This is a genomic window from Methanobrevibacter sp. UBA188, assembly GCF_905234905.1.
In the GTDB taxonomy this organism is placed as follows: Archaea; Methanobacteriota; Methanobacteria; order Methanobacteriales; family Methanobacteriaceae; genus Methanocatella.
This window is the reverse complement of record NZ_CAJOJM010000034.1, coordinates 16,322-28,230: the sequence shown is the minus strand read 5'-3', so window position 1 is coordinate 28,230 and position 11,909 is coordinate 16,322. Positions and strand designations below refer to the sequence as shown.

Below are 11,909 nucleotides of genomic sequence, written 5' to 3'. Positions count from 1 at the left end.
TGTCCAAACTCCTTATCTTTTACATTTCCGGTTTTCATAATTCTTTCTTTTTCAAAAGAACATTTTCGGTAGATCTTTTCGATATCATTTGGAAGTCTGCCCTTTTCATTTAAGAAGTTGATGGTCTTATTCAGATATTTGACGGCATCATCATCCTTTCCAAGTTTAACACAGCAGAATGCTGCTTTATAATTGAAATTTGTAATCAAATCCAAATCTTCATCTTTGATGCTGCTTTCTTTTTGTATGCATGCATTATATGCTTTCAGAGCATCATCATATCTTTTAAGTTCGTAAAGAGCATCGCCTTTTGCATTGAGTGCCATAATTGTGTCTTCACTTCCCAGTGACCTGTCCAGATATTTGATTGCCTCTTCATTATTTCCATTTTTTTGAAGCGCAACCCCTTTGTACAAATCGGACTTTTCATTGCCGTTTGTCAATGTTTCATATTTGTTCAAGTAGGCTAATGCATCATCATACCTTTTCGCTTGCATTAAAAGCTCTATTTTCCCCATCAAAACTTCGTTTTTGCTGATTCTAGGCTTTTCAATTTTGGCATAGGATTTGTATTTGTCATAAGCTTTATCCATGTATTCAATCGCCTCATCGACTTTACCCTTGTTGAATCTGGACAATGCCTTGTCACATATTGCATTAATTGATCTAGGTTGCTTTTCTAAATATTCATCAAAATATTTCTCGCCGTAGTCTCCATTGTCATGATTTTCATCATAGTATTGGTAGTACATTCCCTTTTCTTCAAGTGCAGGAAGGTATTCCTCATCGATTAATAAGTCTAAAATTGCAATATATTCTTCAATATCATCTTTTCCATGTCTTTTTCTGGCTAATTTTAGGGCTTGTTTATAATCTTCTTTTTCTATATATATCTGTGCTTGTTCAACGGCATCACTCATCATATCAACCTAGTAAACTATATCAGTAAATGCTTTTTTAATATTCTTATAATTCTTTTTAATATAAATAGTTTGGTTTTTTCTTTGGCATGCCTAAATATTTAAATAGCATAACATTCATAGAAATATATGTTTAGGTTAACCTAATTTTTTTTTTATGGATTAGAAGACTTAAACTAAAAAAATTTTTTTAGTATGAAATAATATTTGAAAGATAGAATATTATTTATAGAAGTTAATTAAACGGGAGAATGGTTAATGACAGAATTAATTGTAGGATTGGCAGGAAACCCGAATGTGGGTAAAACTACTGTCTTCAATCGATTAACTGGTATGCGTCAACATGTAGGAAACTGGCCTGGAAAAACTGTTGAAAGGGCAGAGGGTCACTTCAAACATGGCAGCTACGAATATGATGTTATCGATTTGCCTGGTAATTATGCATTAAGTGCTCATTCTATGGAAGAAATCGTTTCAAGGGATTTCATTGTAGATGATGACTCTGATGTGATTATTAATGTAGTTGACGCTGCCAATTTGGAACGTAATTTATATTTAACAGTTCAAATGATGGAACTGGGCGCAAATATGGTAATGGCGCTTAACATGAATGATTTTGCAAAGAAAAAAGATCATATCATTGATATACCGTTGATGAGTGAACTTTTAGGATTTCCCGTCATCGAAATTAGTGCAAAAGATGGGGATGGGTTTGAAGAGTTATTAACAACTGTTGAAAAACAAGCATCAAAACCAATTGATACCAGTGCAAAATTATCTTATGGTGATGAATTAAAAGAACATTTAGGCGATTTACAATCATTAATTGAAAAGGATAGCAATTTATTGGATGTTCCTTCTGTTTGGACTGCTATAAAGTTATTGGAAAGAGACTCTATTGTAATTGAAAAAGTTCAGAAATCTTCTCAAAGTTCTGCTATCATGAGTGAAGCTGATAAAGTTGCAGGACACCTTCATGATTTGTATGATGCGGGTGCAGAAGAAGTTGTAGCAAATGCAAGGTATGCATATATTAATGGATTAATGGCGGAAGCTGTTAAAAGACCCGATGTTGAAAAAGAGACTACTACTGATAAGATAGATAGGATTGTAACTAATAGGTTTTTAGCCCCATTCATATTTATCTTCGTAATGTTTTTATTATTCCATTTGACATTTACAATTGCAACTCCGTTTTGTGATTTTATTGATGAATGGTTTGCATGGTTTGGTGAATATTTGGCTGGTGCTCTCGGAAATGAAATATTAGGTTCATTTCTCCAAGATGGAATTATTGGTGGTGTAGGTGGAGTAATTGTGTTCTTGCCGCAAATTATTCTTATGTTCTTGTTCTTGAGCATATTGGAAGACAGCGGTTACTTGGCAAGAGCTGCTTTCACTTTAGATAAAGTTATGCACTCAATTGTGGGTCTTCATGGAAAAGCTTTCATTCCTATGATTTTAGGATTTGGTTGTGGAGTGCCTGCAGTTATGGCAACCAGGACTATGGAAAATGAATCTGACCGTTTGCTTTCAATGATGCTTATTCCATTCATGTCATGTACTGCAAGATTGCCTATTTATTCAATATTTATTGGTGCATTCTTTGTTGCAAATAAAAGTATAATCTTATTATCCATCTATTTATTAGGTATTGTTGTAGCACTTATTGTTGCGGGAATACTTAAAAGGACTATGTTTAAAGGAATGTCTGCTCCGTTTGTTATGGAACTTCCAACATATAAGGTTCCATCTCTGAAAGGAGTATTGTTGCACACCTGGGAGAAAACCAAAGGATTTTTAAGAAAAGCTGGTACTATTATTCTCGGTTCAGCTATTATAATCTGGATTTTAAGTTCAGTTCCATTCGGTGTCGAATATGGATCACAAGAAAGTGTTCTTGGTATGATAGGTTCTGCAATTGCACCTGTATTCGCCCCACTAGGGTTTTCCACATGGCAAGCAGGTATTGCTATTTTAACTGGTTTGGTTGCTAAAGAAGTTGTAGTATCCACTTTCACCACATTAGGTGGACTTGAAGAAGATGACGAAGAAGGAACAATAGCTTTGGTACATGATTTATTCACTCCATTATCTGCATACTCATTCATGGCATTTTGTCTATTGTATGTACCTTGTTTCGCTGCTATTGGTGCAATCAAACAGGAGACCAACAGTTGGAGATGGCCGTTAATTATGTGTGCTATTACATTGGTAACAGCATATATTGTAGCTTTCTTAATCTACAATGTAGGTCTATTGGCAGGATTTGGATAGATTCAAGAATATTCTGAACTGAAAAATTGTTTAGATGGGATAATTTTATTATCCTTATCTTTAATTTTTTAGTCATAACTAAATATTTATATATTAGTTTTTACAAAATTAAGTGTACCTAAATATTTTGTTTTAAGTTTACATTGGTGATATGATGAAAACATTAAAAGATGTAAAACCTGGCGAAACAGTTACTTTGGTAAAATACCACGAAACTGGTGATGTAGGTTTAAGAAGACACTTGTTAGGTATGGGTTTCATTAAAGGTGCAAAAATCACTGTTAAAAAAGTAGCTACCTTAGGTGATCCAATCGAAATGAGTGTAAAAGGATATGACATTTGTCTTCGTAAAGAAGAAGCTGGAAATATTGAAGTGGAATAACTTCAATCTTTTCATTATTTTTTTTAATTATTTTTTTTGGCGGTGTTTATTATGAAATGTCGTATGTGCGGTTTTGAATTTGATGAAAAAGCAGTGGAAAACCGTGGATGTTTTAATTGTGGTAAACATAGTGGTTGCAATCAGGTTCATTGTCCGAACTGTGGATTTGGCAATCACCCCGAACTTGAAGAAGAATTTGAGTTTATAGTAAAATTAAAAGAAAGGTTTAAAAGAAGAAAATCAACAAATTAACCTTTTTTTATTTTTAAAATTTCTTCGACTGTCTCATCAACACTTATTTTTTCAGTATCAACATCCAGTCCTTTTTCTTTCAGTTTATATAATATTTCAGTTGTTATCGGTGCTTTTAAATGAGCTTTTTTTAACAGTTCCTTATCGGAAAATATCTGGTGTTTATCTCCTTCGGCAATTATTTCACCTGAATACAGGACAAATATCTTATCGGCAAAGTGATTTACCATTTCTATGTCGTGGGATGAAATTACTATGCTTATTCCTTCATTGTTTAGATTATTTAAAATGTCCAATACCTTGTCAACACCTTCCGGATCAAGTCCTGCAGTTGGTTCATCAAGTATCATTATTTCAGGTCTCATGGCAATGATTCCAGCAATTGCAACTCTTTTCTGTTGCCCACCACTTAAATGATGGGGAGTTTTATCTTCAAATCCAGTCATTCCGACCATTTCTAGAGATTCTTCGATTCTTCGTTTCACTTCATCATATTCAAGACCTAAATTCATAGGTCCGAATGCAACATCCTCCTTTACGGTCGGTGCAAATAATTGGTCATTAGGATCCTGGAATACTATTCCTACTTTTTGCCTTACTTTAAGTAGCTCTTCCCTTTCATAAACAATTTTTTCACCATCTACTTCAATATGTCCTGATGTAGGTTCTGTCAAACCGTTAAAGTGAGAGAATAGTGTTGATTTTCCAGCACCGTTAGGCCCCATAATGGCTATCTTTTCACCTTTTTTTATTTGGATATTGACATTTTTTAAAGCTTCAGTTCCATCCGGATATGTAAATGATAAATTTTTTGTCTCTAAATGAATTTGTTCCATGTAAACACCTAATTAATTGCTAAATTTTGTCCAATGTAACCTAGTTGTCCTGAATATTTAATTATGATGATTTCAAGTATTATGACTATAATGATTATTGAAAGCAAGTATAAATAATCGCTTTTTTCGGGAGATTTTTTTTCATCGAACATTTCAGACGCATCTGAAAAGCCACGACTCACCATACTTTTGTGAACACGTTCTCCCTGTTCATATGATTTTAAAAACATCATTCCAATGGTATATCCTACCTGTTTGACTCTCCATTTGTAGGGGGTGTTGTTGGAATGGATATTGAAATTTCTTGATTTTTGGCTTTTTCTGATTGCTGCGAGTTCATCAACAAATAAAAAGAGGAATCTCACCATAATGGAAAGTATCATCGCCAAATCTCTTGGCATTTTTAATTTTCTAAATGAACTTGCCATCTCTTGAAGTGGTGTAGTTGATGAATAGATAATGATTGCTGTTAGGGATACAATCATACGTGCCAAAAGCAGTATCGCCCAGTTGAGACCAACATCTGTAACGGTCAGCCATGAATAGCTCCAAATTACATTTCCTGGTTGGATGAATGGTTGGAAAATTATGATTGCTCCACCAAATGGAAGTAGCATTAACAGCCTCTTCGCCGAATCCCAATATGACAGTTTGGCAAGCTTGAGTATAACCAATAAGAATATTTCAAGTATTATTGGAATAAACAGTTCTTTTGAGATAACACAGACTAATATGATAAAAATAGTGGAAATTAATTTTATGCGCCCTTCCAAATTATGTATCGGACTGTTTTTTGAGGCTAAATCATCAAACCTCATTATCTGCGTTATATCAACCATATGGATTCACTAGTTAAATATTAAAAATTCATCTTATATTATTATTGTGTTATGTCTTTTTGAGTAATTTTCAATTACTTTTAAAAAAAAGAAAAAATTATAGAAATTAAAAAATTTAACTTCTATTCTTTTTAACGATGTATGCAACCCCATATCCTACGCCTAAGGTAATCAATACACCTATTACCAGAGCTACTATTTGCAGTGCTTGGTTATCCGGATCGTTTGCAAATGCATAATCAGGCATTGCCGCTTCAGGTATGCCTTTAATATCTTCAACTGAGAAATCTTCATCAAGACCTGAGTCTTCAGCTGATTTTTCTAATCCGTCAGGGTCACCGGATGCGATGTATGGTGAAAGGACACAGATTATAACACAAATTACAACTGCAGCTGCTATTAATGCTTTGTCTTTTTTATCCATTTTATGCATCTCCTTGGTTCCATGCAAGTAGGTCTGGTCTGAATTTGTCTAATGCAGCAAGAACAATGACTGTTAATACTGCTTCGATTATTCCAATAAATACATGGTATAATACCATTGAGGGGATACCGATATTCATTGGGAATGTTCCTGCAATACCCATTTCAATAGCACATGCTAAAGCTGCAATTACTGTTGCAAGCCATGCTCCAACACCTGCTGCAGGGTATTTTCCTATAGTTCCGTTTAATCCTTTGAAGGTGTATAATCCAACAGAACCTCCAATGATTGCCATGTTCAATACATTTGCTCCTAAAGCAGTAATTCCTCCATCACCAAATATTAATGCTTGGATGAGTAAAACCACTGTAAATACTAATACAGCAGCTTCCGGAGCTAAAAATACTATTGCTACTAATGCTCCACCAACCATGTGACCACTTGTACCGAATGGAATTGGCATGTTCATGGACATGATTGCAAAAATACCTGCTGCAAGTACTGCTAAAAGAGGTATGCGTTTTTCGTCTAAATTGGATCTTGCCCATTTTACGGAGAAGTATAGAGCAACTATTAAAATTACATAGTATACTATACATTGTGAAATAGGTATAAATCCGTCTGGTATATGCAATTAAATTCCTCCATTATTCTAAAAGTAATACTTTTTTTTATTCACTTTATAAATCAAGTATTACTAAAAAGTATTATTTATTCTTTTTTTTAGTAATATCAAGTTAATTGGGATTTTTATTAAGTTTAATGGTTAATAAATCCGGTTCATCTCTTGACATTAAATATTTAAACGGGATTTTAATATATAAATGTTATTAAAGTAATACTTTTTTGTATTATTCTTTAAAAATAGTATTAATAAAAACATAAAAAAACATTAGATTTGGCTTTTTTTGATGTTGATTAAATAAACGAAGATGGCAATTGCAAAGTATACAAGGACTTGAATGTCTAAAAGTCCGGTTTCTACACCTAAAATTGTGTATGTTAAAATCAGTGAGTAAATTCCAATATAGAAGTAATTTTTAGTTTTCTGCATTAATTTAAATCCTATGCCTAAAATGAAACCTAGGATTGTCATCTCAACAAAGACTCCAACCTTTCCAAAATCAACCACCATTTGTCCGATTAATGTTGGTGTGATTGTCACTTCGGTTCTCCATGCAATAAGCTTTCCAACCATCATCCTTGGCCCCAAATCACTTCCAGGAATTGAACTGGCAAGCATGTGGCCGTGGGTCAGACCGAAGTTTCCGCCAATAAAGTCAAGCAAATTCAACACGTGAAGTGTAAAGTCCGCCCTTGTCTGCAGGCTATATATCGGGCTGGTTGATGAGGTTATTGTCAACTCTCCAAGTGAACGAAAATAACCTATTCCTATTATTGCACCTACACCAACTAATGCTCCAATTACAACTTCCCAAAGAGAAACAATATTTCCATAGAAACCTATGATAATTATGACAAGAAATGCTGCAAGTAGTGGTGTCCTATAACCTAGAAGCAATAATAATGCACAGTCCATGGCGAGCAAAAAAATGAATCTGAATCTTGCCTGTGAACGGGTGATTTTTTCATCCTGATAATCTTTCAGATATGAGCTTGCAACAAGACAGGTTCCTGGAATGATTAAAAATACTGGCATGGTTAATATGGGCTTTAAGAGATATCTAATTGATGGCTTTAAAAGTGGTATTCCTCCTACAGAAGCTATGCTTACAAAGAAAAATACTATGCTGATAAGTATCAAACAAAATCCGATAGAATACATATCTCTTCTTTTAAATTCCAGAATATTTCTTGTGTCATTTAAAAAATATCTTGGAATTACAGCAGATCCAATAAAAAATCCTGCGAAAGCCAACATTAATGTTATGGCCAGGCTGGTCGAAACGGAATTTAAAGCAAGCAATAGAAATATTGCAAAGATAAAAAGCACTATTAAAGGATTGAAAATGTGGTTTTTAAGTATTCTGTTTTTATTTAAGAAATTTAAAAAGTTTTCACTAGGGTATAATTTTTTAAAAAAGCTGTTTACCCACTGGCCTTCAATAAATCCTAAAATGGTAAAGATGATTGTAAATAAAAAAGATTTGCGAAATTCATCACTTACTTTATTTATCAGTGAAGTTAAAGTAGAATAAATCACACTCATGGTTTACACAACTTAAAAATTTCGAATATTTGTAACATCATAGTTATTTTTAATATTTTGCATATCACTGTCGCTGCAATTATAGATTCTGATAGTAATTTTTTCAGTAACGCCACTCACGTTTCCTAAAACACTGTTTCCATCATCCAAAGTCTGCTTATCAGCTTTTGTTATAATCAACTGATTTTCAAATTCGGTGTTGGTGGTTTTAATGGCCAATCGTTTACTGTGCATGCTGATTACATTTTCAAGTTCCTGCATTTTGCCGTTGTTAATAGGATTTGTTGCAATTGTTGTTGAAATATCATAATTGGCATTGGTTATGTTCTTTCTTAAATCGTTTAATGAGGTAATATTTTTGGCATTAACACTGAATTCTGTTAGATTGTCGTAAACGCTGCCGTCAGTTTCTATGGATATCTTGTCAATATAGATATCTGCATTAGGAACATTTTTATATAATCCTGCAAGATATGTGTTGTTATTTGATTCAATAAGAACTCTAACAGTGCTTCCTTCATCTACCCATTTTACAGTGCCGTTTAATGTTGTCTTATTGCCGTTTGTTGAGTTGAAACCTTCGATTGTAGCTTTAACTATATGTCCGTCTTTGTAATAATTTAGGTAAGTTTCAGGTAATTTGTTTATTGTTGATGAATCAAAAGCAGTTTTTTGGATATTTGAGGAGTCATCAGTTGTTATATGTATAAATGCAAATATGACTGCACATATTACCAATATAATTATAATATAATCAACTAATGTAAATTTTATCTTCATATAAATCGTTATTCTTCGTATATGGCTCCAACAGGGCAAACGTCAACGCATTCTCCACAGTTATCGCATTTATTAGGGTCGATGATTATGGTGTATGCTCTTCTTGTAATGGCTTCTTCTACACACACATCAATACAATCTTCACAAACTCCACACTCTTCCATGTCAACTTTCAATTAATACACCAATTAAAATTTATTAAAAAAATATAATTAAATATAATTATCTTAAGATTTATATAGTTTTTTAGTAAATAATTAATTAGGCATTCCTAAATTTCAATGTTTGCAAATTAATGGTGAATCTATGATTTTTAACAAGACTGTTTCAATAATTTTATCCGGATTATTTTTTGTATTTTTAGGCCTTCTGTTTTCAGCGATTTCAGTAATGTTTTTAAAAGGAGGGCTGCTTCCTATAATAGGCCTTGTCATGTTTTTCATATTTTATCTTATCACAAGAATGTTTTACAATTATTTGAGAAATGATGATTTCTATAAAAATACTCGTGAGAGATCCAGTGATGTTGAAGGTGAAAAATACATTACTAAAGGTGAATCTGACCCTAAAAAGCTATTTTTGGTAATCTGGCTTATATTAATATTAATATTGACTTCAGTTTCATTATGGTTGTATTCAATTAACAATGCTTTGGTCTAAATTTTAGGAATTTACCATAACGTTTATATACTATGAAGGATAATATCAATATTGTATGCAAGGGTGCCCGAGCGGCCAAAGGGGGAGGACTTAAGATCCTCTGGTATAGGCCTTCGAGGGTTCGAATCCCTTCCCTTGCACTATTTTATATTTATTTTCTCGATAATGCTTTAGTGGCTCAGCCGGTAGAGCGCCACCTTGGTAAGGTGGAAGTCGGGGGTTCGAATCCCCCCTAAAGCTTGTTTATCTCTATATTTTTTTTAAAAATTTATTTTTCAAAATCATTATAAAAATTTTAATAATTGATTTTCAACATTCAATATTCTGTTATCAGTTTAATTGTAGGTTAATTAGTATATAATTGGTAATTAGTTGATTTTTAATTAAAATTCCTTGTTATTCAAGGTTTTCATAAGAATTTACAATACTTTAAATATTTGAAAAGATAAATTTATTTAAGAAAAAAATTAAATTTTTTAAATAAATTCTATTGAGGTGGGAATATATGAATTATTCTAAGTTAATATTAGTTGGCTTAATTTCAGCATTTGTAGCAGTATTGACTTCCGTTTTGGGAGTTGCGGGTACTGTAATAGGTTCAGTTATATCATCCGTTCTTTACAACATGCTTTCTGAAGCATTGGAAAAGCCAGTGTCTGATGTAAAAATTAAACATGATTTCGAATGGGATGTAGCTTATGTATTTCCACTTATAGTTATTTCTCTTATTCAGCTATTGTTGATATGTTCATTTTTAGCTGAATTTGGAATTCTACCGAGTACCTTCCTGAATGCTTATCTCTCCCTTCAAGATTTTGCTAATAATAATTTATATAGGATTTTAGGTCTAGCTTTAATAGTCATTAGTGTTTATCCATTGGTATTGAAACCGGAAAATGTTAAAAAGGTTCATGGTGTGATTATAGCTGCAATAGGTATAGTATTTTTGGCAAGAGGTTTTGTAGATATGGGAAATCAAATCACTGATTTGTATCACCCGATATTCGCAGTTTTTGATTTTCCAATAGCTGTTATTGCATTCATTCTGCTCGTATTTGTAATTGTCAGAATTTTAATGTCCGCTTGGGAATCTGATAATGAATCTAAAAAATATGCAAACAGCATAAATGACGGAAGTTTTGAGGAAAAATATAGTAAATATTTTGAAAATGATGTTGAACCAACTCATAGAAGAGTTGTGCATGTTAGAAAAAATCCTCAAACAGAGAGCACTACATTCAAAAGGAAAATTTCACCAAAAGTAGATGAATATGTTCATAAAAGAACCGCTCATAAATCCAGAATTAAAGATTTTGAAGAAAAATTGGTTGAAAATAAGGGCCATTCCTTTAAACCTAAAGTAAATAAGGTTTCCAATAACGAAAATTCTACTCAAACAGAGTCAGGAATTAACAAGTCTTCAAAAAACATACAATTCGAATCAAATGATTTGCTTGATGAATATAAGAAATAGGGGATAACATGAGTAAAAAGGACCAAACTTTGAAGGATATATTGGATCTTATTTTATACGAAAATCCTGCTACTCAAGAAGAAATAGCCGAACAGTTAGGCATCACTCGCAGATATGTTACTAAATTGTTACAGCCTCTTGTTAAGGATGGTACAGTTAAAAGGGCATACATGATTGATTTGAAAGGTTATGAAAGAATAGTTGAATCTTTGAGTGATTATATAAGTCCAAAAGAAACTTCCGGAAATGTTTTGGTTAATGATATGTTGAACAATATGGCCAAGCATGTCCATTCCCAACTTGAAGAATCTTTCAATGCAGTTCTGGAATATGATGAGGAAAAAGCCAATCGCGCTTTGGAAATGGATTATGTTACCAACAATATGGTTGAAAAAATTAGAACATCCGTTGAAACCATTGTTAGTATTGATAAACATTCCGAATTTTCAAAATCAATGCTTTATAATGAAGTAGCATACGATTTGGAAAGGATTGGAGATTACTGCGGTCATATTGCAAAATTTGTTATTAATGATGTTTATGAAATTGATGAAAATATTCTTAAAAAATTAAAAAAGATGTATAAAACTGCTCAAAAGATGATTCGATTAGCTATGAAATCATTTATCGAAGGAAAAACAGAGTTAAAAGATGATTTGATGGAGCTGGAAGATTCTATACATATTCTTCAATCAAAGGCAATTAATTTGATTGCAACTCAAATGGCTGAAAGTTCATTTGATGAAAAAGAGCGTTCAAACTATTTCATTTATCTATTTAGGGTTGTAAAAGCGTTTGAAAGAATTTCAGTTGAGATTATGGATGTTTCAATTGAGTTTCATGAAAATATTCCAAGGTCAACCACTCCAAGATCTTTCAGATAACTTTTTTTTTT

General features: G+C 32.6%; 14 protein-coding genes and 2 tRNA genes. 8 read left to right on the top strand and 8 right to left on the bottom strand.

Annotated elements, in window-relative coordinates:
- Positions 1 to 920: tetratricopeptide repeat protein (locus tag QZ143_RS07380; RefSeq protein WP_292882727.1), on the bottom strand; the 920-nt coding region annotated here is incomplete at its 3' end.
- 258 nt (positions 921 to 1,178) lie between these two features.
- On the opposite strand from QZ143_RS07380, the gene feoB reads away from it, so the two are divergent.
- From feoB to QZ143_RS07365, 3 genes are all read left to right on the top strand, one after another.
- On the top strand, positions 1,179 to 3,197 hold the full coding sequence (feoB, locus tag QZ143_RS07375) for a ferrous iron transport protein B (RefSeq protein ID WP_292882724.1): 2,019 nt from the start codon (positions 1,179 to 1,181) through the stop codon (positions 3,195 to 3,197).
- A gap of 151 nt (positions 3,198 to 3,348) precedes the next feature.
- Complete coding sequence (locus QZ143_RS07370; RefSeq protein WP_342674260.1) at positions 3,349 to 3,579, top strand: FeoA family protein; 231 nt, start codon at positions 3,349 to 3,351, stop codon at positions 3,577 to 3,579.
- A gap of 51 nt (positions 3,580 to 3,630) precedes the next feature.
- The gene (locus QZ143_RS07365) at positions 3,631 to 3,831 is read left to right on the top strand and encodes a hypothetical protein (protein WP_292609236.1); all 201 of its coding nucleotides are present in this window, start codon (positions 3,631 to 3,633) and stop codon (positions 3,829 to 3,831) included.
- Here the strand turns inward: QZ143_RS07365 and QZ143_RS07360 are convergent.
- The 7 genes from QZ143_RS07360 to QZ143_RS07330 all read right to left on the bottom strand — a co-directional run bounded on the left by QZ143_RS07360 (position 3,828) and on the right by QZ143_RS07330 (position 9,056).
- Complete coding sequence (locus tag QZ143_RS07360; RefSeq protein WP_292609234.1) at positions 3,828 to 4,667, bottom strand: ATP-binding cassette domain-containing protein; 840 nt, start codon at positions 4,665 to 4,667, stop codon at positions 3,828 to 3,830. The genes QZ143_RS07365 and QZ143_RS07360 overlap by 4 nt on opposite strands.
- Before the next feature lie 8 nt (positions 4,668 to 4,675).
- Positions 4,676 to 5,506, bottom strand: a complete 831-nt coding sequence (cbiQ, locus tag QZ143_RS07355) for a cobalt ECF transporter T component CbiQ (RefSeq protein ID WP_292882722.1) — start codon at positions 5,504 to 5,506, stop codon at positions 4,676 to 4,678.
- A gap of 115 nt (positions 5,507 to 5,621) precedes the next feature.
- Positions 5,622 to 5,930 (bottom strand): PDGLE domain-containing protein, encoded by a 309-nt coding sequence (locus QZ143_RS07350; RefSeq protein WP_292882719.1) that lies wholly within the window; start codon positions 5,928 to 5,930, stop codon positions 5,622 to 5,624.
- A gap of 1 nt (position 5,931) precedes the next feature.
- Positions 5,932 to 6,564: a cobalt transporter CbiM gene (cbiM, locus tag QZ143_RS07345; RefSeq protein ID WP_292882716.1), complete on the bottom strand. Its 633-nt coding sequence runs from the start codon at positions 6,562 to 6,564 to the stop codon at positions 5,932 to 5,934.
- Between the two features lie 258 nt (positions 6,565 to 6,822).
- Positions 6,823 to 8,100 carry an oligosaccharide repeat unit polymerase family protein gene (locus tag QZ143_RS07340; RefSeq protein WP_292882714.1) on the bottom strand — a complete coding sequence of 426 codons (1,278 nt, stop codon included), beginning with the start codon at positions 8,098 to 8,100 and terminating at the stop codon, positions 6,823 to 6,825.
- Between the two features lie 12 nt (positions 8,101 to 8,112).
- Positions 8,113 to 8,880: an adhesin gene (locus tag QZ143_RS07335; protein ID WP_292882712.1), complete on the bottom strand. Its 768-nt coding sequence runs from the start codon at positions 8,878 to 8,880 to the stop codon at positions 8,113 to 8,115.
- A gap of 8 nt (positions 8,881 to 8,888) precedes the next feature.
- Positions 8,889 to 9,056, bottom strand: coding sequence for a 4Fe-4S binding protein (locus QZ143_RS07330; protein WP_292609222.1), 168 nt, complete (start codon positions 9,054 to 9,056; stop codon positions 8,889 to 8,891).
- A gap of 130 nt (positions 9,057 to 9,186) precedes the next feature.
- On the opposite strand from QZ143_RS07330, the gene QZ143_RS07325 reads away from it, so the two are divergent.
- The 5 genes from QZ143_RS07325 (at position 9,187) to QZ143_RS07305 (ending at position 11,898) form a co-directional block, all read left to right on the top strand.
- Positions 9,187 to 9,540, top strand: a complete 354-nt coding sequence (locus tag QZ143_RS07325; protein WP_292609220.1) for a hypothetical protein — start codon at positions 9,187 to 9,189, stop codon at positions 9,538 to 9,540.
- A 57-nt stretch (positions 9,541 to 9,597) separates the two neighbouring features.
- Positions 9,598 to 9,680 (top strand) — tRNA-Leu (locus tag QZ143_RS07320).
- Between the two features lie 27 nt (positions 9,681 to 9,707).
- Positions 9,708 to 9,780: transfer RNA gene (locus tag QZ143_RS07315), tRNA-Thr, on the top strand.
- A 265-nt stretch (positions 9,781 to 10,045) separates the two neighbouring features.
- Positions 10,046 to 11,014 carry a hypothetical protein gene (locus QZ143_RS07310; RefSeq protein ID WP_292882709.1) on the top strand — a complete coding sequence of 323 codons (969 nt, stop codon included), beginning with the start codon at positions 10,046 to 10,048 and terminating at the stop codon, positions 11,012 to 11,014.
- 8 nt (positions 11,015 to 11,022) lie between these two features.
- Positions 11,023 to 11,898 carry a PhoU domain-containing protein gene (locus tag QZ143_RS07305; RefSeq protein ID WP_292882707.1) on the top strand — a complete coding sequence of 292 codons (876 nt, stop codon included), beginning with the start codon at positions 11,023 to 11,025 and terminating at the stop codon, positions 11,896 to 11,898.
- The last annotated feature ends 11 nt before the right edge of the window (positions 11,899 to 11,909 follow it).

Bases quoted from the DNA above. Each gene is read 5' to 3' on its own strand.
- feoB (WP_292882724.1), top strand. From the start codon at position 1,179: ATGACAGAATTAATTGTAGGATTGGCAGGAAACCCGAATGTGGGTAAA.
- QZ143_RS07370 (WP_342674260.1), top strand. From the start codon at position 3,349: ATGATGAAAACATTAAAAGATGTAAAACCTGGCGAAACAGTTACTTTG.
- QZ143_RS07365 (WP_292609236.1), top strand. From the start codon at position 3,631: ATGAAATGTCGTATGTGCGGTTTTGAATTTGATGAAAAAGCAGTGGAA.
- QZ143_RS07360 (WP_292609234.1), bottom strand. From the start codon at position 4,667: ATGGAACAAATTCATTTAGAGACAAAAAATTTATCATTTACATATCCG.
- cbiQ (WP_292882722.1), bottom strand. From the start codon at position 5,506: ATGGTTGATATAACGCAGATAATGAGGTTTGATGATTTAGCCTCAAAA.
- QZ143_RS07350 (WP_292882719.1), bottom strand. From the start codon at position 5,930: ATGGATAAAAAAGACAAAGCATTAATAGCAGCTGCAGTTGTAATTTGT.
- QZ143_RS07340 (WP_292882714.1), bottom strand. From the start codon at position 8,100: ATGAGTGTGATTTATTCTACTTTAACTTCACTGATAAATAAAGTAAGT.
- QZ143_RS07335 (WP_292882712.1), bottom strand. From the start codon at position 8,880: ATGAAGATAAAATTTACATTAGTTGATTATATTATAATTATATTGGTA.
- QZ143_RS07325 (WP_292609220.1), top strand. From the start codon at position 9,187: ATGATTTTTAACAAGACTGTTTCAATAATTTTATCCGGATTATTTTTT.
- QZ143_RS07310 (WP_292882709.1), top strand. From the start codon at position 10,046: ATGAATTATTCTAAGTTAATATTAGTTGGCTTAATTTCAGCATTTGTA.
- QZ143_RS07305 (WP_292882707.1), top strand. From the start codon at position 11,023: ATGAGTAAAAAGGACCAAACTTTGAAGGATATATTGGATCTTATTTTA.